Raw genomic sequence first — 22,410 nt, forward strand, 5'->3', positions numbered from 1 at the left:
GGCGCGCACCGGTCATCCTCGCGCACCGGAGCCGGTGCGTCGCGGATCACCGTAGAAGCCAGCCGGTCGTCCTGTCCCGACCGCGGCGGCACCGCCGCGGTCGGGTCTCCGGCGTGCGGCGGGCGATCCCGGCGGCCCGAATCGCCGCGCCGGGCGTACGCGTCGCTCAGGAGGCCGTCACTCGTCGGCGCCCGGCGCCACCGGAGCGGCCGCCCGGGAGTCGCGCAGCGGGTCGGCGCCCGCCGCGGCGACCGGGAACGGCGGTGGGGTGCCGCCGAAGCTGGGGCAGAGCGCCTGGTGGCTGCACCAGTCGCAGAGCCGGCTCGGCCGGGGCCGGAAGTCCTGCCGGGCGGTGGCCTGCTCGATCGCCCGCCACAGCGCCACCACGGTGCGCTCGAAGCGGACCAGCTCGTCGGCGTCCGGGGTGTAGTCCAACACCTCGGCGTCGCGCAGATAGAGCAACCGCAGCACCCGGGGCACCACCCCCCGGGTGCGCCACAGCACGAGGGCGTAGAACTTCAGCTGGAACAGCGCCCGCGCCTCGAACGCCTCCCGCGGGGCACCCCCGGTCTTGTAGTCGACCACCCGCAGCGCGCCGTCCGGAGCGACGTCGAGCCGGTCGAGGTAGCCGCGGATCAGCAGCTCCTCGTCGACGACCGCGGAGATCAGGCTCTCGCGTTCGGCCGGCTCCAGCCGGGTCGGGTCCTCTACCGCGAAGTAGCCCTGCAACAGCCCGGCGGCGGAGCGGAGGAACTCCACCGGGCCCGCCGGCTCCGCGCCGTCGAAGATCCCGGCCAGCTCCGGCTGCTCGGTGACCAGCCGGTCCCACTGAGGGGCCACCAGGTCACCGGCCGCCTCCGGTGTGCGGCCGGTGGCCGGCAGGTCGAACAGGCGCTCCAGCACCGCGTGCACCAGGGTGCCCCGGGCCTGCTCGATCGTGGTGCGCTCGGGGAGCCGGTCGATGCTGCGGAACCGGTAGAGCAGCGGGCAGGTCTTGAAATCCGCCGCCCGCGACGGGGACAGCGACGCCCGCACCGTCGGCGGCGCCTGCGCCGCGGGGGAGGGGTGGGGGGTGGTGACCGATTCCGCCGTCATGTCGGCAAAGGTTAGGGCACCGGTGTGACACCGACCGCCGGCCGCCCCGCACAACAACGGTCCGTAGCATCGTGGCGATGGAGCAGACAACCAGGCCGCCGCGCCGACCGGACCGACGTTCCGGCCTGAACGTCGGCACGGTGTTCGGGGTGCCGCTGTACCTCAACGGCTCCATGGTCCTGCTGGCGGTGCTCATCGCGGTGCTGTACGGCGAGTTCGCCCGCCGACAACTGGACCTGCCGCAGCTCAGCGGCTATCTGATCGGCTTCGGGTTCGTCGTGTCGCTGCTCGGCTCGGTGCTGCTGCACGAGCTGGGCCACGCCCTCACCGCCCGGCGGTACGGCATCGGTGTGCGCGGGATCACCCTGGAGCTGCTCGGCGGTTACACCGAGATGGACCGCGACGCCCCGTCGCCCCGCGTCGACCTGCTGGTCTCGTTGGCCGGCCCGGCGGTCTCCGCCGTGCTCGGCGTCCTGGCGGTCGCCGCCACGCTCGCTTTGCCCGAGGGGACGGTGGCGCACCAGCTCGCGTTCCAGCTCGCGGTCAGCAACGTCATCGTGGCCCTGTTCAACAGCCTGCCCGGGCTTCCGCTCGACGGCGGCCGGGCGCTGCGCGCCGCGGTGTGGGGGCTGACCCGCGACCGGCACCTCGGCACCGAGGTCGCCGGGTGGGCCGGGCGGGTCGTCGCCGTCGGCACCGCGGCCCTGGTCGTGCTGCTCACCGTCGAGCGGCGGCTGGCGCCGCTGGCGCTGCCGCTCATGCTCCTGGTCGCCGTCACCCTCTGGCGTGGCGCCGGGCAGTCGATCCGGGCCGCCCGGGTCAGCCGCCGGTTCCCGCTGATCGACCTCGCCCGGCTGGCCCGCCCGGTCTGGCCGGTGTCCACCGGTACGCCACTGGCCGAGGCCCAGCGCCGCCGCGCCGAGAGCGGGCAGCCCGGCGCCGCGCTGGTGGTCACCGACTCCACCGGGCTACCCGTGGCGCTGGTCGACCCGGCCGCCGCCGACGCGGTGCCGGTCGAGCGCCGACCGTGGCTGGCGGTCGACGCCGTCGCCCGGTCGCTGGGCACTCTCCCCACCGTGTCACTCGGGTGGGACGGCGAGCGGGTGATGGAGGCCGTACAGACCTACCCGGGCGCACAGTACGTGGTGACGTCAGGCGAAGATGTCGTCGGCATCCTGCACATCGCGGACCTGGCACAGCTCCTCGAACCCAACCGGAAGATGACACCGTGACCGCAACTCCCTCCACCGTCGCCGCCGACCCCGCCAACCCGGCGCTGACACCCGTGCACCGTGGGCCGTTCCGGCCCGGCGACCGGGTCCAGCTGACCGACCCCAAGGGGCGGATGCACACCGTGACGCTGGAGCCCGGCAAGGAGTTCCACACCCACCGCGGCATCCTGGCCCACGACGCGCTGATCGGGCTCCCCGACGGCAGCGTGGTGACCACCTCCGGTGGGGGCACCGCCTTCCTGGCCCTGCGGCCGCTCCTGTCGGACTACGTGCTGTCCATGCCGCGCGGCGCCCAGGTGATCTATCCCAAGGACTCGGCGCAGATCGTGGCGATGGGTGACATCTTCCCCGGCGCGAAGGTCCTCGAGGCCGGCGCCGGCTCCGGCGCGCTGAGCTGCTCCCTGCTGCGAGCCGTCGGCACGGAGGGGGAGCTGCACTCGTTCGAGCTGCGCGACGACTTCGCCCAGATCGCCAAGCGCAACGTCGAGGCGTTCTTCAACGGGCCGCACCCCTCGTGGAACCTGCACGTCGGCGACGTCGCGCAGTGCCGGGAGACCGGCTTCGACCGGATCATCCTGGACATGCTGACCCCCTGGGAGACCCTCGACATGGTCGAGCGGGCGCTGGTGCCCGGTGGGGTGTTCATCGGCTACGTCGCCACCACACCCCAGCTCTCCGAGCTGGTGGAGGCGCTGCGCGAGCGCGGCGGCTGGACCGAGCCGCGGGCCTGGGAGTCCCTGGTGCGCGACTGGCACGCCGAGGGCCTCGCCGTCCGTCCGGACCACCGGATGATCGCGCACACCGCCTTCCTGGTGTCCGCCCGCAAGCTGGCGCCGGGGGTAACCGCGCCGCCGCGCCGCCGCAAGCCCAGCAAGGGCACCGAGGCGTACGCGCAGCGCCGTCAGGACCTGCGTGAGGCCGAGGCGGCCCGACAGGCCGCCGCCGCGCAGGCGGCGGGCGCGCAGTCCAACGGTGCGGGGGAGATGGACAGGCCGTGACCATCGAGCGGGGTGTCGGCAGCGCCGAGCAGGGGGAGACGCTGGCATGAGCCGACCGGGCTACGGCGGTGGAGAGCTCCCCGCGGTCTTTCCCGACTGGTCGCCCTACCAGGACCTGGAGTCGGCGGCGAGGGCCTATCTGCGCGACCCGGACGTCGCCCTGGAGGCGCTCGGCGGCGTGCTGCGCGGCGCGTCGGTGCTCGGCTTCACGCTGGAACGCTTCGTCAACGAGGTCAACGGGGTGTGGCAGGAGGTCGTGGTCTGCGACGGCAGCCGGCTCATCCTCTGGCACGGCGAGGACGTACCGCCGGAGGAGGGCCCGCCGGGCTCGATGACCTCGTCGCTGCGGGTGGTGCCGGTCTCCACCGTCACCGAGGTGGGCTGCCGGCGGCGACTCAACCGGGCCGAGAGCGGCGAGATCCGGGTCGACAGCATCGACGTCTACCTGCTGCTCACCTCGCTGGACGAGGCGCCGCCGAGTGAGGAGATGCCCGGCACGCCCCGGCACGACGCGTTGCGCTTCGGCAAGACCCTCGACGACGGCGGGGCCGGGCAGATCGCCCGGTTGGAGGAGTTCGCGCGGCTGGTCGCCTCGGTGGTCGGCCGTCCGATGCTCTGAGGCGTACCCCGTTTCATCACCGGCCGGGCCGCGCGGCCCGGCCGGTGGGTCAGTCTTCCTCGGCGTCCGGGCCGGCGACCTCGACGCCGTCGCCGCGCACCACGTGGATGCAGTCGCCCGGGCACTCCTTCGCGGAGTCGATCACCTCGAGTCGCAGGTGCGCGGGGACGTCGACCCGGCTGCCCGGCGCCATCCGCAGCTCACCGTCGACGCCCTTGACGTAGGCCAGGCCGTCGATGTCGAACTCGAACACCTCCGGCGCGTACTGCACGCAGAGCCCGTCGCCCGTGCAGAGATCCTGGTCGACCCAGACCTGCAGTTCGTCGGTCGCGACCTCGGCCACCGGTGCACCCCCCATGTTCTCCCGTGCCACGCTCCGACGGTACCCGAACGCCGGTAACGGCCCGTCAGGCCACCCTTGGCGATCAAGGTTCGGTGACGAGGGTGTTGCATGGGACCGAATCGGCCTCATAGCGGCTAGTGTTAGGGCAGAACGTTCAAGCCCCCCGGGGAGGTGGGACGTGGCAGCACGTAGCGACGACGCGGACTCGCGCGCCGCACGGTGGGAGAAGGAAGCCCACGATCTCTCCACGCAGGTCGCGTTCCTGCAAGAGGAACTCGCCCTGGTGCGGCGCAAGTTGACCGAAAGCCCCCGACACGTCCGGCAGCTCGAAGAGCGGCTGGCGGCCACCCAGGCACAGTTGGCGCGGCTGACCGAGAACAACGACCGGCTGGTGAGCACCCTCAAGGAGGCTCGCACGCAGATCGTGACGCTCAAGGAGGAGATCGACCGGCTCGCGCAACCGCCGAGCGGTTACGGAGTCTTCCTGGCCAAGCACGAGGACGGCTCGGTGGACGTCTTCACCGGTGGCCGCAAACTACGGGTCGCGGTCTCACCCTCGCTCGACGTGGGTGACCTGCGGCGCGGCCAGGAGGTCCTGCTCAACGACGCGCTCAACATCGTCGACGCGTTCGGTTACGAGCGGGTTGGCGAAGTGGTGATGCTCAAGGAGATCCTGGAGGGGCCGAACGGCGGGCCGGGCGACCGGGCGCTGGTGGTCTCCCACTCCGACGAGGAGCGCATCGTGCACCTCGCCGAGACGCTCATCGGCTCGGCGATCCGGGCCGGCGACTCGCTCATGATCGAGCCCCGTTCGGCGTACGCGTACGAGCGGATCCCGAAGAGCGAGGTCGAGGAGCTGGTCCTGGAGGAGGTGCCCGACGTCGGCTACGGCGACATCGGTGGCCTCCAGTCGCAGATCGAGCAGATCCGCGACGCGGTGGAGTTGCCGTTCCTGCACGCGGACCTGTTCCGTGAGCACCAGCTCCGCCCACCCAAGGGCATCCTGCTCTACGGCCCGCCCGGCTGTGGCAAGACGCTCATCGCCAAGGCGGTGGCCAACTCGCTGGCCAAGAAGATCGCCGAGCGGCAGGGCAAGGAGAAGCACACCAGCTTCTTCCTCAACATCAAGGGCCCGGAGCTGCTCAACAAGTACGTCGGTGAGACCGAGCGGCACATCCGGCTGATCTTCCAACGCGCCCGGGAGAAGGCCGGCGAGGGCACGCCGGTGATCGTGTTCTTCGACGAGATGGACTCGATCTTCCGAACCCGCGGCTCCGGTGTCTCCTCCGACGTGGAGAACACCATCGTTCCGCAGCTGCTCAGCGAGATCGACGGCGTGGAGGGGCTGGAGAACGTCATCGTCATCGGCGCCTCCAACCGGGAAGACATGATCGACCCGGCGATCCTGCGCCCCGGTCGTCTCGACGTGAAAATCAAGATCGAGCGACCGGACGCCGAGGCGGCCAAGGACATCTTCTCCAAGTACATCCTCTCCGGGCTGCCTCTGCACCCGGACGACCTGGCCGAACACGGCACCGACCCCCAGGCCACCGTCGCGGCGATGATCGACGCCGTGGTGCTGCGGATGTACTCGGAGACCGAGGACAACCGATTCCTCGAGGTCACCTACGCCAACGGTGACAAGGAAGTCCTCTACTTCAAGGACTTCAACTCCGGCGCGATGATCCAGAACATCGTCGACCGGAGCAAGAAGATGGCCATCAAGGAGTTCCTCACCTCGGGTCGCAAGGGGCTGCGCCTCCAGCACCTGCTCGACGCCTGCGTCGACGAGTTCCGCGAGAACGAGGACCTCCCCAACACCACCAACCCCGACGACTGGGCGCGCATCTCCGGTAAGAAGGGCGAGCGGATCGTCTACATCCGCACGCTCGTCTCCGGCGGCAAGGGCGCCGAGGCCGGCCGGTCCATCGAGACCGCCAGCAACACCGGCCAGTACCTCTGACCCCAGCAGCGAGGGTGCCCACCATCCGGTGGGCACCCTCGCTGCGGGTGTGCCAGGGCGTCGGTCAGGCAGCGAAGATCCACCGCTTCGACACCACGTAGTTCGCCGCCGACAGCGACGCCGTCACCAACAGCTTCGCCAGCAGGTACGGCGTGCCCGCCCAGGTCAACGCGGACACCAGCACCACGTTGGCGGTCAGGTTCGCCAGGACCAGCGCGAAGTAGCGCCCCACCTGCGGCACCATCTGGGCGGACGAGCCGAACGACCACGCCCGGTTCAGCCCGAAGTTGACCCAGAACGAGGTCAGGAACGACATCCCGGCCGCAACCGGCAGGACGATCCGGAGAACTCCGTGGTACACGAAGAGTGATCCCGTGTCCACGGCGACGCTCAGACCCCCGACGACCAGGAACCGCACAGCGCTGTGTCGGGACAGGTGGCGGACGGACTCGGCAACAGGTGACAGCAAAGAGTTCTCCAAGGGGGGACCCGGAGCGGTGAGGACGACGAGGGAGTCTATCGTCTGTCCATCCACCCAGCGGGGCCTGCCCGCGCGAGCCGCGAGGTTGACGTGCCTGATCCCGCAAGAGTGACGCTGCCGGCCACCAGCGCGAGCCCGGCGGCCACCATCAGCACAGGTCGACGACGTTGGGCCCTCGCCTTCGCCGCCTTCTTCCTGATCATCTTCGCCTGGTCGATGGCCGCGCCCTACGACGGCACCCCGGACGAGCGGGAGCACATCGTCCGAGCGGCCGGCGTCGCCGCCGGGCAGATCGCGCCCCCGCCCGCCGACGCGAAGAAGGGCACCGGCGCCTTCCAGACCGTTCCCGGCGGTCTCGTCCGCGAGCAGTGCTGGCAGTTCAAGAAGGAAGTCTCGGCGGCCTGCGCCCAGCCCCCCGGCAGCGACGACACACCGACCCGCGCCGGCACCGGGGCCGGTCGTTACTTCCCCGCCTACTACGCCCTCGTCGGCGCACCCACGGTGCTCTGGCCCGGCTGGTCCGGCGTCCTGCTCGCCCGCATGATCAGCGCCCTGTGCTGTGCCGCGCTGCTCGCCTGCGCGTACGTCGTGATCCGCAACCGGTCCCGCCGCGGCCTCATGATGGGCGCCCTACTCGTCGTCACCACCCCGATGGCCGTGCACATGGCCAGCGCGGTCAACCCGAACGGCCTGGAGATCGCCGCCGGCATCGCCTTCTTCAGCGCGGTCATCCCGTTGCTCCTCGGCCCACCCGGCCCACGGCGCGGCCTCATCGCCCTCGTCGGGATCAGCGCGCTACTCCTCGCGGTCCTGCGCCAGACCGGTCCGCTCTGGCTGGCGACCGCCTTCATCGCGTTCGCCTTCCCGCTGCGCCGCGGCAACCTCCTCGGCCTCCTGCGCGACCGGGCCGCGCAGCTCTGGGCAGGTGGCATCGTCCTGTCCACCCTCGCCGTGCTCGCCTGGTCCGTCCGCCAGCAGACCTCCGACCTCGGCAACTACTCCGCCGACCGGCTCACCTACGGGCAGGCGGCCCTGCGCGAGGCCGACCGGTGGCGGGGATACCTCGACCAGATCGTCGGCGTCACCTCCTGGCTGGACACCCGGATGCCCGCCCCGCCATACCTGATCTGGCAGCTCGTCGCCGGAGCGCTGCTGCTCATCGGGCTCGTCTGGGGCAGCACGCTCGACCGGTGGCGCCTGCTCGTGCTGCTCGGCGGCGGTGTGGCCGTCCCCTCCCTCATGCAGATCGCCCTGGTCAACGAGAGCGGCTTCGTCACCCAGGGCCGCTACATGCTGCCCATGCTGGTCGGTGTTCTGCTCTACGCCGCGTGGATCGCCGAACAACGCGGCTTCGAGGCCGCCCGGGCCCGCTCGTTCACCCGAATCGCCGTGCTGCTCCTCCTGCCGATCCAGCTGTTCTGCCTGGCGTACACGATGGTCCGCTGGCAGAACGGCCTGCCCGCCAACATCGGGCTGAGCAGCCTCAACCCCCTCGCCGGCGACTGGCACCCGGTGGTCGGCTCGATGATCCCGCTGCTCAGCGCCAGCGTCGGCCTGGTGCTGTTCGGGTGGCTCGTCTGGACCACCCGCCCCGCCGCGACCGACGACCCGACGCCGCCGGCTGAGCATTCCGACACCGAATCCACCGAACTGTCGCGGCCCGCCGGCACTCACCTACAGAGTGCAGGCGCCCAGGGCGGACTACGCTCGACCTGACGGTGGAGCGGGTCGGGCGAGCGAAGCGGGTAGGTCGATGAGCGTAAGACGGATCATGGGCACCGAGGTCGAGTACGGCATCTCCGTGCCCGGACAGGCCGGAGCCAACCCGATGGTCACCTCGTCGCAGGTGGTCAACGCCTACGGGGCACGCCCGGAACTCAACCGGGGTGGCCGGGCCCGGTGGGACTACGAGGAAGAGTCGCCGCTGCGTGACGCCCGCGGCTTCACCTACTCCGGCGCCGCGTACGACCCCGCCGAGGCCCTCGCGGACGAAGACCTCGGCCTGGCCAACGTGATACTCACCAACGGCGCGCGGCTCTACGTCGACCACGCGCACCCCGAATACTCCACCCCCGAGGTCACCACCCCCAGGGACATCGTGCGCTGGGACAAGGCCGGCGAGCGGGTGATGGCCGAGGCGTCCCGCCGGGCCGCCACCATCCCGGGCACCCAGCCGATCCACCTCTACAAGAACAACACCGACAACAAGGGCGCCAGCTACGGCGCCCACGAGAACTACCTGATGCGCCGGCAGACGCCGTTCGCCGACATCGTGGCGTACCTGACGCCGTTCTTCGTCACCCGACAGATCGTCTGCGGCGCCGGCCGGGTCGGCATCGGCCAGGACGGCGGCCAGAGCGGCTTCCAGATCTCCCAGCGTGCCGACTTCTTCGAGGTCGAAGTCGGCCTGGAGACCACCCTCAAGCGGCCGATCATCAACACCCGCGACGAGCCGCACGCCGACGCCGACAAGTACCGCCGGCTGCACGTCATCATCGGCGACGCCAACCTCTCCGAGATCTCCACCTACCTGAAGGTCGGCACCACCGCGCTGATCCTCACCATGATCGAGGAGAAGGCCCTCGGCGCCGACCTCGGCATCGCCGACCCGGTCAGCGAACTGCGCGCCGTCAGCCACGACCCCACCCTGGCGCACCGCATGCGACTGCGCGACGGCCGCCGGCTCACCGCACTCGACCTGCAATGGGCGTACCTGGAGCGGGTCCGGTCCTTTGTCGACGACCGGTACGGCACCGACGCCGACGAGCAGACCATCGACGTGCTCGACCGCTGGGAGAGCGTCCTGGACCGGCTCGGCCGCGATCCGATGCTCTGCGCCGACGAGCTGGACTGGGTGGCCAAGCTGCGGCTGCTGGAGGGCTACCGGGAACGGGAGAAGCTCGGCTGGGGCTCGCACAAGCTCCAGCTCGTCGACCTTCAATACTCCGACGTCCGGCCGGAGAAGGGCCTCTACCACCGCCTGGTCAGTCGGGGATCGATGAAGACGCTGCTCACCGACGACGAGACGCGTAGCGCGATGACCGAACCACCGGAGGACACCCGGGCCTACTTCCGCGGTCGCTGCCTCGCCCAGTACGCCTCCGAGGTGGTCGCCGCGAGCTGGGACTCGGTGATCTTCGACGTCGGTCGGGAGTCGTTGGTCCGGGTGCCGATGATGGAGCCCGAGCGGGGCACCCGCGCGCACGTAGGGGCGTTGTTCGATCGCTGCGCCAGCGCCAAGGACCTGTTGGAGACGTTGACCGGCGGCTGAGATCCGGTGCCTCCGCCGGGGATCACTCTGTGGCATGCTAGGCCGTCCCCCGATCCGTCGACCCACACGGTGATGCGATGCTCCCCTCTGCGCGGCAGGCTGGCCTGCGTGCGATGACCGTTGTACCGCTGTCGAACGCGTACGCCGGGCGTGCCAACAGCTTCGGCTTCCTGCGGCTCTGCTTTGCCGTCGCGGTCGTCCTCGCGCACACCGCGGTGATCGGGTATGCCCGGCCGTTGACCGAGGTCGTCGACGTGGCTGGTCTGGGAGTGGCCGGCTTCTTCGGCATCTCCGGCTTCCTCATCACCCGCAGCGCCCGGCGGGCCAGCCTGCCCCGCTACCTGTGGCACCGCGCCCTGCGGATCTGGCCGGGCCTCTGGGTGTGCCTGCTGTTCATCGGCTTCGTGGTGGCCCCGATCGTCTGGTACGCCGATCGCGGCAACCTGGACGGCCTGTGGCGACACCCGGCCGGCGTGGTGAACTTCCTGCAGGCCAACTGGTGGGGTGGCTACCGCCAACAGGGGATCATGGACGTCTTCCGGGACACGCCGTACGGCGACCTGGTGCGTAAGAGCGTCCTCGACGGCTCACTCTGGACGCTCAGTTACGAGATCTTCTGCTACCTGATCGTGGCCTCGCTGGCCGTGGTGGCGGTGCTGCGCCGGGCCCGTTGGCTGGTGCTCACGGCCGCCGTACTCGTCTTCGGTCTGCTGCTGTGGAACCAGTACGAGGCGTTGCGCTTCGGCGGATCGACGTACTTCACCAGCGGCTCCATCGGCACCTTGCCGCTGCTCGGCGCACTCAGCAAGATCTGGTTCCTGCGGTTCGGCTTCATGTTCCTGGTGGGCGCCGTGGCGGACCTCTACAGCGACAAGCTGCCCATCAGCGACGTCCTCGGCGTGCTCGCCATCGTGGTGACCGGCTGGCAGACCCTGGAGGGCCACCTGTTCGGCCCGGCGTTGCTCGCCTACGAGTACGCCATCCTCTACCTCGCGGTCCGGTTGCCACGGCTGCTGCACCGTGTGGGCCAGAAGAACGACTACTCGTACGGCATCTACATCTACTCCTTCGTCGTGCAGCAGATGCTGGCCTGGCTGGGGGCGGCCGCCTGGGGGTTCGTCGGCTACTTCGCGGTGGTCATGGTCTTCACCGTCGTCCTGGCGTTCCTGTCCTGGCATCTGGTGGAGAAGCAGGCGTTGCGGTTCAAGGACTGGACACCCCGCCTGCGGCGCGGGGCACCTGCGGCGGAGGCGTCGGCCCCGGGGCGGCGCGAGCCGGAGCGGGTCCCGGTGCCGGTGTCGGGCCCGGCGCCGGCAGACGCCCCGGCTCCTCGGAGCTGACCGCCGCGCGGCAGTCGAACGCCCCGACGCGAACACGGCGGACGTGAGGGCTTTCTGTCGTCTGCACGGGGTAGATTTCATCCCAGACGATCGTGGAGGAGACAGCCATGGCCACTCATGACAGCGGCGGCCAGTCGCAGTCCGGCAAGTCCCGTCAGGGCGAGGAAATCGAGGACGTCACCACCGAGGCCAACCCCGAGGTGGCCGAGCGGCACGCCGAGATCACCGAGGACGTCGACGACCTCCTCGACGAGATCGACTCCGTCCTCGAAGAGAACGCAGAGGAGTTCGTGAGGGGATATGTCCAGAAAGGGGGCCAATAGAGGCTTATGTCCGATTCACCGGACCGCCCGGACAAGATGTGTCCGCAGTGCAAGAGAACGCTCGCCGGTACAGAATTCCACCGTGACCGCCGGCGGGTAGATGGCCTCGCCTTCTACTGCAAGCCTGTGCTGCCGTCCGGTCCGAGGCGAGCCGGCGTAAGCGCGGCATTGCCCCACAGCGACGGTCGCCCACGCCCGTCGGTGAAGGTCTCAAGTGGTGTCCGGACTGCGAACAGATCAAGGCTCTGGACGATTTTCCCACCACCACTACCAAGGCCAGCGGCCGGCACAGCTACTGCAAACCCTGCCATAATGCCCGTGGCAAGGAGACCGCGCAGCGGCTCTACGGCGGGACGCGCGAGTACCACCTGCGGCGCCGATACGGCGTGGGTGAGAAGGAGTTTCAGGAGCTCCTGGCCGAGCAGGGCGGGGTCTGCGCGATCTGTGGCGGCGCCGACCCGCAACATCTGGACCACGATCATCGCACCGGATGGGTGCGCGGGATACTCTGCTTCAACTGCAACGGTGGTCTTGGCCAGTTCCGTGACAGTCCCATGAGGCTGGCCAGGGCGATCACGTACCTGAGAGGAACCACGTGGCAGCGGGCTTTGATCCATCCGGGCGTCTTCCAGATGTGTTCACCAACGCGGGGACGTCCTCCTTCACGACGTTTCTGAGTCGGGTGGCCCCCGAGATGCTGCCCGGTCGGCGACCGTTGCCGCCGGGCATGGCCGCCGACCTGGCGCCGCACGCGACCACCATCGTGGCCATCGCGGCGGCCGAGGGTGTGGTGATGGCGGGCGACCGACGGGCCACCATGGGCAACCTGATCGCCCAGCGCGACATCGAGAAGGTGCACCCCGCCGACGCGTACTCGCTGGTCGGCATCGCGGGCACCGCCGGCATCGGCATCGAGCTGATGCGACTGTTCCAGGTGGAGCTGGAGCACTACGAGAAGATCGAGGGCGCGATGCTCTCGTTGGACGGTAAGGCGAACCGGCTGGCCTCGATGATCCGGGGCAATCTGGGGGCGGCAATGCAGGGGTTGGCCGTGGTGCCGCTCTTCGCCGGGTTCGACCTGGCTGCCGCCGACCCGGCGCGAGCCGGTCGGATCTTCAGCTTCGACGTGACCGGTGGCCCGTACGAGGAGACCGGCTACGACGCGATCGGGTCCGGGTCGCTGTTCGCGAAGTCCGCGTTGAAGAAGCGGTTCCGGGCCGGGTTGTCCGTCGAGGACGCGACGCGGCTGGCGGTCGAGGCGCTCTACGACGCCGCGGACGACGACACCGCGACCGGTGGGCCGGATCTGACCCGCCGGATCTACCCCGTGGTGATGACCGCGACCGCCGAGGGCACCCGCCGGTTGACCGACCCCGAGACGGCGGCAATCGCCGAGGGTGTGGTCGCCGGCCGGATGGAGAACCCGGGCGGTTGAGACCCGCACCTGATCAGTCAGCAGTCGTCAGCACAGCGCCGTAAGGAGAACCGCCGACGTGGCCATGCAGTTCTACGCCTCCCCCGAACAGATCATGCGCGACCGCTCCGAGTTGGCCCGCAAGGGCATCGCTCGGGGTCGCAGCGCGGTGGTCCTGAGCTACTCCGGCGGGGTCCTCTTCGTCGCGGAGAACCTCTCCAGCGCGCTGCACAAGGTCAGCGAGATCTACGACAGGATCGGGTTCGCCGCGGTCGGCCGGTACAACGAGTTCGAGAACCTGCGCCGCGCCGGAGTGCGGATGGCCGACCTGAACGGGCTCAGCTACGACCGGCGTGACGTCACTGGTCGGGCCCTGGCCAACGCGTTCGCGCAGACCCTGGGGGCCATCTTCACCGAGCAGTCGAAGCCGTTCGAGGTGGAGATCTGCGTGGCGGAGGTCGGTGCCACCCCGGAGGCGGACGAGTTGTACCGGCTGACCTATGACGGTTCGGTGAACGACGAGCCGGGGCGGATGGCCATGGGTGGTCAGGCCGAGGCGATCACCGGTGTGTTGAAGTCGCAGCATCGGGCGGACATGTCCCTGGCCGAGGCGGTCCGGGTGGCGGTGCAGGCGTTGAGCAGCGCCGGTGGTGAGGGTGGTGCCGCCCGGACGATCGCCGCGAACCAGCTCGAGGTGGCGGTCCTGGACCGTCAGCGGATCGGACGGACGTTCCGGCGGATCACCGGTGCCGCGCTGACGGCTCTGTTGGACGGGGACGCGGCGGCCGAGAGGCAGGCGGCGGACGCGGCGGGCGGTCCCGCTGAGCCGGTCGTGCCGACCACGGAGGGGCACAAGCCGACGTCGTCGGCCGGTTCCGCGGATCTGGAGGACCGGCCCGCGGAGGGCGGCGAGCGCTAGGGTTCTGCCTGCTGGTGCCGGGCCCCGTGTTCCGGGGCCCGGCACCAGAGGTCATTCTCGGCGCAGCAGGGGCCGGGCCAGGGCCCAGTAACCGCCGGCGATGGCGTTGAACGCTCCCAGGCCGGGTGTGGTGGGCACACCGGAGGGCGTGACCCGACCGGTCATCAGCGTCGCGATGGCCCCGTCCGGCACCCGGCGTTCAGCCTGTAGCTGCCGTCGACGGCCGCGAACCCAGTCGCGGTTGCGCCACAACCAGCCCCATCCCCGCAGCTTCTGCCGGGACCAGCCGCCGGCGATCGAGGCGGTGAGCATGGCGGCCTCGGTGAGCAGCAGCGCCGGGGCCAGCACCACGAGTGTCCGCGCCTCGTAGGCGGTCAGCAGGGTGACCAGTCGGTTCCGCTCGACCAGGTAGAGCTTCAGGGTGTTGCGGGAGAACTCGTAGTGGTGGCGCACGACGGCGTCCGGCACGTACTCCAGTCGTAGTCCGCGCTGCCACAGTCGCAGGCTGAGTTCGGTGTCCTCGTGGTAGGCGAAGTATTCGGCGGCGAAGCCGTCGAGTTCGCGCCAGAGCTGTCGGCTGATCACGAAGCAGCAGCCGCTGAGGGAGGGTACGGCCCGCCGTACGGCGTGGTTGCTGGCCGGTTCGCCGTTGCCGCCGGCCCAGGAGAGGCCGGTGAAGTGCAGCGGGTTGCCGCTGGTGTTGATCAGCTCGGGGGTGTCGGCCAGCCGGATGGATGCCATGGCCGCGCCTACGCCCGCTTCGGCGGCTACGGCGGTGGTCTTGACCAGGGCGTCGGGTGCGACGACGGCATCGGAGTTGACGAACGCGAGCCAGTCACCGGTGGCTTCGGCGGCGCCGACGCGGCAGCCGCCGGAGTAGCCGGTGTTCTCCTCCGGTCGGATCACCCGTACCCCGGGGAGGCCCTTGACGATGTCGATGCCGTCGCCGGTGCAGCCGTTGTCGACGACGATGAGGTCGATCTCGACGTCGGTGCTGGCCAGCACCGCCTGGGCGGCGTCGACGAGGTAGGGCTCCGGGCCGTAGGCGAGCATGACGGCGCTCACCCGGGGTCGGGTCATCGGATGCCTCCGGATGCGGCAGGGGCGACGGCCTCGGCGAGCGGCCGGGCGGGGGTGGTGGGTCGGCTGAAGCCGCCGCGCAGCAGCATCGCCATGGTGGCGGCCACGATGACGGAGCCGACGGTGTACGCCAGTTCGACTCGCAGGGTGACCGGAGCCGGGATCAGCGTCACGGCGATCAGGGCGGCGACGCCGGCGGTCCAGGCGAGGGCCTGGGCGCGGTGCCGGTCGAGGGCGAGCAGGGCCTGACCGAGCACCATCGCCCACAGGTAGGCGAGCGTGGCGGCTCCCAGCCAGGCGAAGTCGCCGTGGCCGAGAACACCGGGTGCGTCGAAGAGGGTGCCGACCAACCATGGGCCGAGCAGTACGGCGCCGAGGGCGCCGGTGAGGCCGAGCGCGGTGACGATGCCGAGCGCCCGTCGCAGCAGGCTGTGGAAGCCGGCCTGGTCGCCGGTGGTGGCGGTGGTGGCCAGGCCGGGCAGCAGTGACGCCTGGAGGGAGCCGAAGACGAACAGGGGGATGCGGACCAGCACGAGGGCGGAGAGCAGTGCGCCGGCGGCTGCCGCGTCGGAGGGGGAGAGTAGCTGAACGTTGATCACGCCGATGTTCACCACGACCTGGGAGAGCAGGCTGGAGGCGGTGAGCAGGCCGAGCCCGCGGAGCAGCGTGGCCCAGGCCACCGGCGGGCCTGCGCCGATGGCGCGCAGCACCGGTGGCAGGGTGAGCAGGACGCTGACCAGTGGGGCGGCGACGAGCACGAGCCCGTACCAGACGGGCGACGTCACTCCGGCGAGCCCGAGCAGGGCCACCATGATGATCCGCAGGCCGCCGTCGATCCCGAGTTGAGCGCCGTACCAGGGGAACAGTTGCAGGCCGGAGAGGACGCCACGGGTGGCGTAGGCGACGGCCATCGCGGCGAGCGCGCCGATCAGTACGGTGACCAGGTTGCCGTCACCGGCGAAGAGCTTGTCGGCGAGCGGCTGACGGCCGATGGTGACGGCCAACACCAGCACCGCGAGCATCACGGCGGCGACGGTGACGCCGCGGGCCAGCACCGGCCCGGGCGGCAGCCCCTGGCTGTGTCGGGCGGCGACGACCCGGGCGACTTCCTGCTCGATCGGCATGAACACGCCGATGCCGAGGGTGAACACGATCGACCAGAGCACCGACAGGGACGAGTAGTCGGCCTGGCTGAGGCTGTGGCCGGCGACGGCGAGGTGAACGTAGGAGGCGAGCCCGAGAAGGGCCAGCCCGGCACCGACAGCGACGGTGCCGGGCGGGACCAGGCTCAGTAGCCGTCGGATCACCGGCGGATGAGCGCCAGCGTGAGAACGGCGAATGCGCGGCCGAGGTAGACCATCGCCTTGGCGGGGGAGTGGCTGGGCGTGCCGGCCATCCGCTTGCGCATGGCGACCGGCACCTGGCGGATGCGGAACCCGCGGCGGGCGGTGTGCACCAGGGTCTCAACGGTGTCGCCGAGGTACTCGGCCGGGTACCAGCCGGCGAACATCTCGATGACCCGCCGGTTGGCGGCCCGGAAGCCGGAGGTGGTGTCGGTCAGCTTGGTGCGGGCGACCCGGGACAGCACGCCGGAGAGCATGACCATCGCCCAGCGGCGGGGGCCGCGGACGTTGTAGTCGCCCTCACCGGCGAAGCGGGCGCCGATGACGAGGTCGTTGTCGTCGAGCAGGTCGACGAGCTTCGGCACGTACCGGGGGTCGTGCTGGCCGTCGGCGTCGATCTGGATGGCGACGTCGTAGTCGTGGTCACGGGCGTAGCGGTAGCCGAGGCGCATGGCCCCACCGACGCCGAGGTTGTACGGCAGTTTGGCGACCAGGGCACCGGCGGCGGCGGCGACGGCGGCGGTGCGATCGGTGGAGCCGTCGTCGACGACGAGCACGTCGACGCCGGGCAGTTCGCCGCGGACCTCACCGACGACGTCGGCGATCGAGCCCGACTCGTTGAGAGCCGGAATGATGATCAATGTGCGCTTGCCGTTAACCATCGGTCGACACCAGTTCGTCTCGGGCTGCCCGGTCCGCGTCGATCTCAGCGCGGAGCAGGGCGAAGTCTTCGGCCAGGGTGCGGGTCTCTTCTTCCAGGGCGCTGACCTCCCAGCTCAGGTGCACGCACACCAGCAGCAGGAAGACGATGCCGAGGAAGAGCACCAGGCTGACACCGGAGGCGACGCCGAGGAGTTCGGCGACGTTGTCGAGCAGCCGGGGAAAGAGGGACAGCGGAATCACGATGATCAGTACGGCGAGCCAGAGCATGCCGTACTTCTCGCGCAGCTGACGGCGGCGCAACAGCTCGACGATGGTGCCGAGGAGCAGCAGGCCGGTCAGGCCGGTGACGAGGGTGAGCTTCATGCGACCTTCCACGGGGCGGGTGGAGCGGGGGAGTGGAACGCGTCAACCAGGGCGCTGTGCCAGTCTGGAAGCGGGGGTAGACCCACGGCTGCCCAACGGCTGTGCCCTAGCACACTGTACGCAGGCCGTGGGGCGGGACGCGGATACCGGTCGCTGGTGGTGGGTCGGATCCGGTCCGGGTCCAGTCCGGCCAGCGTGAACGCGGCGCGCGCCAACCCGTACCAGGTCGTCTGCCCGGCGCAGGTGCCGTGGTAGACGCCGGGCGGGGCGTGGCCGGCCAGCGCCGCGTCGGCGAGCGCGACGAGCCGCTCGGCGAGCGCGTACGACCAGGTGGGTTGGCCGTGTTGGTCGTCGACCACGTCGAGGTGTTCGTGCTGGGTGGCGAGTCGGAGCATGGTGGCCACGAAGTTCGGGCCGTGCGCGCCGTAGAGCCAGGCGGTGCGCACCACGTACCCGGTGTCCGGCAGCAGCCGCGCGACGGCCTCTTCGCCGACCAGCTTGCTGCGGCCGTAGGCGTTGACCGGGGCGGTGGGTGCGTCCTCCGGGTAGGGGGTGTCGGCATTGCCGGCGAGCACGTAGTCGGTGGAGACCGTGATCAGCGGGGTGTCGTCGGTGGCGCAGGCCGCGGCCAGGTTGGCCACGGCGTCGCCGTTGACGGCGGTCGCCGCCGCCTCGTCGGCCTCGGCGGCGTCGACGTTGGTCCACGCGGCCGCGTTGATCACCAGGTCGTGCCCGGCGACGGCGGTGCGGACCGCAGCGGAGTCGGTGATGTCCAGGTCGGCGCGGGTGGCGGCGGTCACCTTGAGGTCGGGTCGCGCACCCAGCACGGTGACCAGGTCCCGGCCGAGCATCCCGCCCGCTCCGGTGACGAGGAGTCGGGTCATGCGGTCGGCGCGGACTTGAGGGGCTCCCACCAGGTGCGGTTGTCCCGGTACCAGCGGACGGTGTCGGCGAGGCCCTGGTCGAGGGTGATGCTGGGGCGGTAGCCGAGCTCCTCGCTGATCTTGCTGATGTCGAGGGAGTACCGGCGGTCGTGACCCTTGCGGTCGGTGACCGGGACGACCCGGTCCCACCCGGCGCCGCAGGCGTCCAGGAGCAGGCCGGTGAGTTCCTTGTTGGTCAACTCGGTGCCGCCGCCAATGTTGTAGACCTCGCCCGCGCGGCCCTTCTGCTGTGCGAGGGCGATGCCCCGACAGTGGTCGTGCACGTGCAGCCAGTCACGGATGTTGCCGCCGTCGCCGTAGAGGGGGACGGTGCCACCGTCGAGCAGGTTGGTGACGAACAGCGGGATGACCTTCTCGGGGAACTGGTACGGGCCGTAGTTGTTGGAGCAGCGGGTGACGACCACGTCCATGCCGTGGGTGCGGTGGTACGACAGCGCGAGCAGGTCGGAGCCGGCCTTGGACGCCGAGTACGGCGAGTTGGGGGCGAGGGGCCAGGTCTCGGTCCAGGAGCCCTCGTCGATCGAGCCGTAGACCTCGTCGGTGGAGACGTGCACGAATCGTCGGGTGCCGTGGCGCAGCGCCGCGTCGAGCAGCGTCTGGGTGCCCAGCACGTTGGTGGTGACGAAGGGCGCGGCGCCGGCGATGGAACGGTCGACGTGTGACTCGGCGGCGAAGTGCACGATCACGTCGTGCTCGGCCACCGTCTCGTCGACGACCACCGGGTCGCAGATGTCGCCCTGCACGAAGCGCAGTCGCGGGTCGTCGCGGACTGGCTCGAGGTTGGCCAGGTTGCCCGAGTAGGTCAGCTTGTCCAGCACGGTCACGACGGCCGGCTCGAGCGTCGGCACGCCTTCCGCGCTGCCGAGGGGCTTGCCCAGCAGCAGGCGAACGTACTCCGACCCGATGAATCCGGCTCCGCCGGTGACGAGGATCCTCACGGGTCCGGAAGTATACGCGACGGGCGGGGCGACTCCCGGTGTGTGACCCCCGCAGGACGGGTCGGGGTGCGGCTAGGCTTCCCCGATGCGCGGAATCCTACTTGCCGGCGGCACCGGGTCCCGGCTCTGGCCGATCACCCGGGCGGTCTCGAAGCAGCTGATGCCGGTCTTCGACAAGCCGATGATCTATTACCCGCTCTCCACCCTGGTGATGGCCGGAGTCCGGGAGATCCTGGTGATCACGACTCCGGAGGACCAGGACCAGTTCCGTCGGCTGCTCGGCGACGGCAGCCAGTTCGGGCTGCGGCTGGAGTACGTCAGCCAGGAGCGCCCGGAGGGCATCGCGCAGGCGTTCATCCTCGGTGCGGACTTCATCGGCGCCGAGTCGGTGGCGTTGGTCCTCGGCGACAACATCTTCCACGGCGTGGGTCTGGGTGGGCAGCTCGCCGATCACAGTGACCTGGTCGGCGGGCGGGTCTTCGCCTATCAGGTGGCCAACCCGCAGGAGTACGGCGTGGTCGACTTCGACGCCGACGGTCGAGTGCTCTCGATCGAGGAGAAGCCGGCCCGGCCGAAGTCCCGCTACGCGGTTCCCGGCCTCTACTTCTACGACAACCGGGTGGTGGACATCGCCCGCAAACTCACCCCGAGCGCCCGTGGCGAACTGGAGATCACGGCGGTCAACGAGGTGTACCGGGAGACCGGGGAGCTGGCGGTGACGGTGCTGGATCGGGGCACCGCGTGGCTGGACACCGGCACGTTCAGCTCGATGATGCAGGCCGCCGAGTTCGTCCGGGTGGTCGAGGAGCGGCAGGGTCTCAAGATCGGTTGCATCGAGGAGGTCGCCTGGCGGGCCGGCCTGATCGACGACGCGCAGCTGCGCGCGCTCGCCGAGCCGTTGACCAAGAGCGGCTACGGCACCTACCTGCTCGGTCTGCTCAGCGACCAGGCCGGCAACGACGGGGGCGCCTGGTGAAGATCCGGGAGCTGAGCATCGAGGGCGCCTGGGAGATCACCCCCCAGCAGCACGGCGACCCGCGCGGCATGTTCATGGAGTGGTACCGCTTCGACAAGCTCGCCGAGGTGGTGGGGCATCCGCTGCGGCTGGCCCAGGCCAACCTGTCGGTCTCCGCGCGTGGCGTGGTCCGTGGCGTCCACTTCGCCGACGTCCCGCCCGGGCAGGCCAAGTACGTCTCGTGCGTGCGCGGCGCCGTCCTCGACGTGGTCGTGGACCTGCGGGTCGGCTCGCCGACCTTCGGTCGGTGGGAGGGCGTCCGGCTGGACGACACCGACCGTCGGGCGGTCTACCTGAGCGAGGGGCTGGGGCACGGGTTCTGCGCGTTGACCGACGACGCCACGTTGAGCTACCTCTGCTCGACCACCTACAACCCGACCGGCGAGCACGGTGTGCACCCGCTGGACGAGGAGTTGGGCATCGAGTGGCCCGCCGACGTTCCGCTGCTGTCCGCGCGCGACGACGCGGCGCCGACTCTGGCGCAGGTCCGCGAGCGGGGTCTGCTTCCGGAGTACGACAGGTGCCGGCAGTTCGTGGCGAGCCTCGGAGCGGACGGAATGTCGCACTCAACCGGTATGTGACCGCGCTCGGGGCACGACCTGTGGTCTGACAGTGACGAACCGGGCCTCCGGGCGGCTAATGTCACACCATGGAGCGGCGAATCTTCGGCCTCGAGACCGAGTACGGCGTCACCTGCACCTATCGCGGGCAGCGGCGGCTGTCCCCGGACGAGGTCGCGCGGTATCTGTTCCGTCGCGTGGTGTCCTGGGGTCGGTCGAGCAATGTCTTCCTACGCAACGGGGCCCGGCTCTACCTGGACGTCGGGTCGCATCCGGAGTACGCGACACCGGAGTGCGACTCGGTGACCGATCTCGTCGCCCACGACCGGGCCGGCGAGCGGATCCTGGAGGGCCTGCTCGTCGACGCGGAGAAGCGGCTGCACGACGAGGGCATCGCGGGTGAGATCTACCTGTTCAAGAACAACACCGATTCGGCCGGCAACTCGTACGGCTGCCACGAGAACTACCTGGTCTCCCGACACGGCGAGTTCGGCCGGCTCGCCGACGTGCTCATCCCGTTCCTGGTCACCCGGCAGTTGATCTGTGGGGCCGGCAAGGTCCTGCAAACCCCGCGCGGCGCGGTCTACTGCCTCTCGCAGCGGGCCGAGCACATCTGGGAGGGCGTCTCCTCGGCGACCACCCGCAGCCGTCCGATCATCAACACGCGCGACGAGCCGCACGCCGACGCCGAGCGCTACCGGCGGCTGCACGTGATCGTCGGCGACTCCAACATGAACGAGGTCACCACGCTGCTCAAGGTCGGCACCGCCGACATCGTGCTGCGGATGATCGAGGCCGGGGTGGTGATGCGCGACCTGTCCCTGGAGAACCCGATCCGGGCCATCCGGGAGGTGTCGCACGACATAACCGGTCGGCGCAAGGTGCGGTTGGCCAACGGCAAGGAGGTCAGCGCCCTGGACATCCAGCAGGAATACCTGGCCAAGGCCACCGAGTTCGTCGAGCGACGCGGCGGTGACCAGGCCGCCAAGCGGGTCGTCGAGCTGTGGGGCCGGGTGCTCAACGCGGTGGAGACCGGCGACCTGGAGCCGGTCTCCCGGGAGATCGACTGGGTCAGTAAGCTGCGGCTGATCGAGCGCTACCAGCGCAAGCACGACCTGCCGCTGTCGCACCCGCGGGTGGCGCAGATGGATCTGGCCTACCACGACGTGCGCCGGGGCCGGGGCCTCTACGGGCTCCTGGAGCGCCGCGGCGACGTCGACCGGGTGGCCACCGACCCGGAGATCTTCGAGGCCAAGGAGACCCCACCGCAGACCACCCGGGCCCGGCTGCGTGGCGAGTTCATTCGGCACGCCCAGGAGAAGCGTCGGGACTTCACCGTCGACTGGGTGCACCTGAAGCTCAACGACCAGGCGCAGCGCACCGTGCTCTGCAAGGACCCGTTCCGCGCGTACGACGAGCGGGTGGAGCGGCTGATCGCCAGCATGTGACCGGTTGCCGGGCCCGTCGACGCGCTGCGTCGACGGGCCCGCTCAGCCCGGCGCGCTG

At 70.3% G+C, this 22,410-nt stretch carries 23 protein-coding genes; 14 read left to right on the forward strand and 9 right to left on the reverse strand.

The annotated features are described in order from the left end of the window. Positions 1-177 precede the first annotated feature (177 nt). Complete coding sequence (locus ACZ6NZ_RS20775; protein ID WP_465859633.1) at positions 178-1,095, reverse strand: RecB family exonuclease; 918 nt, start codon at positions 1,093-1,095, stop codon at positions 178-180. A 140-nt stretch (positions 1,096-1,235) separates the two neighbouring features. Between ACZ6NZ_RS20775 and ACZ6NZ_RS20780 the strand changes: the two genes are divergently transcribed. Genes ACZ6NZ_RS20780 through ACZ6NZ_RS20790 form a run of 3 tightly spaced genes read left to right on the forward strand, consistent with a single transcriptional unit; the run spans position 1,236 to position 3,944 of the window. Further along, entirely contained in the window at positions 1,236-2,327 is a 1,092-nt protein-coding gene (locus ACZ6NZ_RS20780; RefSeq protein WP_465860109.1) for a site-2 protease family protein, read from the forward strand. Continuing rightward, positions 2,324-3,325, forward strand: a complete 1,002-nt coding sequence (locus tag ACZ6NZ_RS20785; protein WP_465859635.1) for a tRNA (adenine-N1)-methyltransferase — start codon at positions 2,324-2,326, stop codon at positions 3,323-3,325. Before ACZ6NZ_RS20780 ends, ACZ6NZ_RS20785 begins: the two co-directional genes overlap by 4 nt. Positions 3,326-3,371: 46 nt before the next feature. Continuing rightward, on the forward strand, positions 3,372-3,944 hold the full coding sequence (locus ACZ6NZ_RS20790; RefSeq protein ID WP_366611273.1) for a hypothetical protein: 573 nt from the start codon (positions 3,372-3,374) through the stop codon (positions 3,942-3,944). A 49-nt stretch (positions 3,945-3,993) separates the two neighbouring features. On the opposite strand, the gene ACZ6NZ_RS20795 is transcribed toward ACZ6NZ_RS20790, so the two are convergent. Continuing rightward, complete coding sequence (locus ACZ6NZ_RS20795) at positions 3,994-4,287, reverse strand: ferredoxin (RefSeq protein WP_091408893.1); 294 nt, start codon at positions 4,285-4,287, stop codon at positions 3,994-3,996. 178 nt (positions 4,288-4,465) lie between these two features. Between ACZ6NZ_RS20795 and arc the strand changes: the two genes are divergently transcribed. Continuing rightward, positions 4,466-6,250 carry a proteasome ATPase gene (arc, locus tag ACZ6NZ_RS20800; RefSeq protein WP_366611274.1) on the forward strand — a complete coding sequence of 595 codons (1,785 nt, stop codon included), beginning with the start codon at positions 4,466-4,468 and terminating at the stop codon, positions 6,248-6,250. Positions 6,251-6,314: 64 nt separating this feature from the next. Here arc and ACZ6NZ_RS20805 read toward each other — a convergent pair whose 3' ends face one another. After that, positions 6,315-6,719 carry a GtrA family protein gene (locus tag ACZ6NZ_RS20805; RefSeq protein WP_355007942.1) on the reverse strand — a complete coding sequence of 135 codons (405 nt, stop codon included), beginning with the start codon at positions 6,717-6,719 and terminating at the stop codon, positions 6,315-6,317. A gap of 102 nt (positions 6,720-6,821) precedes the next feature. On the opposite strand from ACZ6NZ_RS20805, the gene ACZ6NZ_RS20810 reads away from it, so the two are divergent. The 7 genes from ACZ6NZ_RS20810 (at position 6,822) to prcA (ending at position 13,998) form a co-directional block, all read left to right on the forward strand. Next, on the forward strand, positions 6,822-8,447 hold the full coding sequence (locus ACZ6NZ_RS20810) for a DUF2142 domain-containing protein (RefSeq protein WP_465859638.1): 1,626 nt from the start codon (positions 6,822-6,824) through the stop codon (positions 8,445-8,447). A 37-nt stretch (positions 8,448-8,484) separates the two neighbouring features. Next, entirely contained in the window at positions 8,485-10,002 is a 1,518-nt protein-coding gene (dop, locus tag ACZ6NZ_RS20815) for a depupylase/deamidase Dop (protein WP_366611276.1), read from the forward strand. Between the two features lie 113 nt (positions 10,003-10,115). Then, the gene (locus tag ACZ6NZ_RS20820; protein WP_465859640.1) at positions 10,116-11,342 is read left to right on the forward strand and encodes an acyltransferase family protein; all 1,227 of its coding nucleotides are present in this window, start codon (positions 10,116-10,118) and stop codon (positions 11,340-11,342) included. Between the two features lie 107 nt (positions 11,343-11,449). Beyond that, positions 11,450-11,665: a ubiquitin-like protein Pup gene (locus ACZ6NZ_RS20825; RefSeq protein WP_030332902.1), complete on the forward strand. Its 216-nt coding sequence runs from the start codon at positions 11,450-11,452 to the stop codon at positions 11,663-11,665. 386 nt (positions 11,666-12,051) lie between these two features. Continuing rightward, entirely contained in the window at positions 12,052-12,342 is a 291-nt protein-coding gene (locus ACZ6NZ_RS20830; RefSeq protein ID WP_244220615.1) for an endonuclease VII domain-containing protein, read from the forward strand. Then, positions 12,261-13,100, forward strand: a complete 840-nt coding sequence (gene prcB, locus ACZ6NZ_RS20835; protein ID WP_238660971.1) for a proteasome subunit beta — start codon at positions 12,261-12,263, stop codon at positions 13,098-13,100. The genes ACZ6NZ_RS20830 and prcB overlap by 82 nt, the downstream gene beginning before the upstream one ends. A gap of 58 nt (positions 13,101-13,158) precedes the next feature. Further along, the gene (gene prcA, locus ACZ6NZ_RS20840; RefSeq protein ID WP_465859643.1) at positions 13,159-13,998 is read left to right on the forward strand and encodes a proteasome subunit alpha; all 840 of its coding nucleotides are present in this window, start codon (positions 13,159-13,161) and stop codon (positions 13,996-13,998) included. Between the two features lie 51 nt (positions 13,999-14,049). Here prcA and ACZ6NZ_RS20845 read toward each other — a convergent pair whose 3' ends face one another. The 6 genes from ACZ6NZ_RS20845 to rfbB are packed head-to-tail and all read right to left on the reverse strand — an operon-like array spanning position 14,050 to position 19,329. After that, on the reverse strand, positions 14,050-15,078 hold the full coding sequence (locus tag ACZ6NZ_RS20845) for a glycosyltransferase family 2 protein (RefSeq protein WP_465859645.1): 1,029 nt from the start codon (positions 15,076-15,078) through the stop codon (positions 14,050-14,052). After that, positions 15,075-16,385, reverse strand: coding sequence for a lipopolysaccharide biosynthesis protein (locus tag ACZ6NZ_RS20850; RefSeq protein WP_465859647.1), 1,311 nt, complete (start codon positions 16,383-16,385; stop codon positions 15,075-15,077). The genes ACZ6NZ_RS20845 and ACZ6NZ_RS20850 overlap by 4 nt, the downstream gene beginning before the upstream one ends. After that, the gene (locus tag ACZ6NZ_RS20855; protein ID WP_366611284.1) at positions 16,382-17,083 is read right to left on the reverse strand and encodes a glycosyltransferase family 2 protein; all 702 of its coding nucleotides are present in this window, start codon (positions 17,081-17,083) and stop codon (positions 16,382-16,384) included. Before ACZ6NZ_RS20855 ends, ACZ6NZ_RS20850 begins: the two co-directional genes overlap by 4 nt. Further along, positions 17,076-17,447 carry a DUF2304 domain-containing protein gene (locus ACZ6NZ_RS20860; RefSeq protein WP_112587313.1) on the reverse strand — a complete coding sequence of 124 codons (372 nt, stop codon included), beginning with the start codon at positions 17,445-17,447 and terminating at the stop codon, positions 17,076-17,078. Before ACZ6NZ_RS20860 ends, ACZ6NZ_RS20855 begins: the two co-directional genes overlap by 8 nt. After that, the gene (gene rfbD / locus ACZ6NZ_RS20865; protein WP_465859649.1) at positions 17,444-18,331 is read right to left on the reverse strand and encodes a dTDP-4-dehydrorhamnose reductase; all 888 of its coding nucleotides are present in this window, start codon (positions 18,329-18,331) and stop codon (positions 17,444-17,446) included. The genes ACZ6NZ_RS20860 and rfbD overlap by 4 nt, the downstream gene beginning before the upstream one ends. Further along, on the reverse strand, positions 18,328-19,329 hold the full coding sequence (gene rfbB, locus ACZ6NZ_RS20870) for a dTDP-glucose 4,6-dehydratase (protein WP_366611288.1): 1,002 nt from the start codon (positions 19,327-19,329) through the stop codon (positions 18,328-18,330). Before rfbB ends, rfbD begins: the two co-directional genes overlap by 4 nt. An 85-nt stretch (positions 19,330-19,414) precedes the next feature. Between rfbB and rfbA the strand changes: the two genes are divergently transcribed. The 3 genes from rfbA to pafA all read left to right on the forward strand — a co-directional run bounded on the left by rfbA (position 19,415) and on the right by pafA (position 22,352). Then, positions 19,415-20,305 carry a glucose-1-phosphate thymidylyltransferase RfbA gene (gene rfbA / locus ACZ6NZ_RS20875; RefSeq protein ID WP_465859652.1) on the forward strand — a complete coding sequence of 297 codons (891 nt, stop codon included), beginning with the start codon at positions 19,415-19,417 and terminating at the stop codon, positions 20,303-20,305. Beyond that, on the forward strand, positions 20,302-20,925 hold the full coding sequence (gene rfbC, locus ACZ6NZ_RS20880; protein ID WP_366611290.1) for a dTDP-4-dehydrorhamnose 3,5-epimerase: 624 nt from the start codon (positions 20,302-20,304) through the stop codon (positions 20,923-20,925). Before rfbA ends, rfbC begins: the two co-directional genes overlap by 4 nt. Before the next feature lie 68 nt (positions 20,926-20,993). Beyond that, positions 20,994-22,352 carry a Pup--protein ligase gene (gene pafA / locus ACZ6NZ_RS20885; protein WP_030332925.1) on the forward strand — a complete coding sequence of 453 codons (1,359 nt, stop codon included), beginning with the start codon at positions 20,994-20,996 and terminating at the stop codon, positions 22,350-22,352. Positions 22,353-22,410: the final 58 nt, after the last annotated feature.

It is taken from the genome of Micromonospora sp. NPDC047756 (genome assembly GCF_055587245.1).

What these genes read in the sequence shown, in the direction of transcription:
- ACZ6NZ_RS20775 (WP_465859633.1), bottom strand. Translation starts at nt 1,095, where the DNA reads ATGACGGCGGAATCGGTCACCACCCCCCACCCCTCCCCCGCGGCGCAG.
- ACZ6NZ_RS20790 (WP_366611273.1), top strand. Translation starts at nt 3,372, where the DNA reads ATGAGCCGACCGGGCTACGGCGGTGGAGAGCTCCCCGCGGTCTTTCCC.
- dop (WP_366611276.1), top strand. Translation starts at nt 8,485, where the DNA reads ATGAGCGTAAGACGGATCATGGGCACCGAGGTCGAGTACGGCATCTCC.
- ACZ6NZ_RS20820 (WP_465859640.1), top strand. Translation starts at nt 10,116, where the DNA reads ATGACCGTTGTACCGCTGTCGAACGCGTACGCCGGGCGTGCCAACAGC.
- ACZ6NZ_RS20825 (WP_030332902.1), top strand. Translation starts at nt 11,450, where the DNA reads ATGGCCACTCATGACAGCGGCGGCCAGTCGCAGTCCGGCAAGTCCCGT.
- ACZ6NZ_RS20845 (WP_465859645.1), bottom strand. Translation starts at nt 15,078, where the DNA reads ATGACCCGACCCCGGGTGAGCGCCGTCATGCTCGCCTACGGCCCGGAG.
- ACZ6NZ_RS20855 (WP_366611284.1), bottom strand. Translation starts at nt 17,083, where the DNA reads ATGGTTAACGGCAAGCGCACATTGATCATCATTCCGGCTCTCAACGAG.
- ACZ6NZ_RS20860 (WP_112587313.1), bottom strand. Translation starts at nt 17,447, where the DNA reads ATGAAGCTCACCCTCGTCACCGGCCTGACCGGCCTGCTGCTCCTCGGC.
- rfbD (WP_465859649.1), bottom strand. Translation starts at nt 18,331, where the DNA reads ATGACCCGACTCCTCGTCACCGGAGCGGGCGGGATGCTCGGCCGGGAC.
- rfbA (WP_465859652.1), top strand. Translation starts at nt 19,415, where the DNA reads ATGCGCGGAATCCTACTTGCCGGCGGCACCGGGTCCCGGCTCTGGCCG.
- pafA (WP_030332925.1), top strand. Translation starts at nt 20,994, where the DNA reads ATGGAGCGGCGAATCTTCGGCCTCGAGACCGAGTACGGCGTCACCTGC.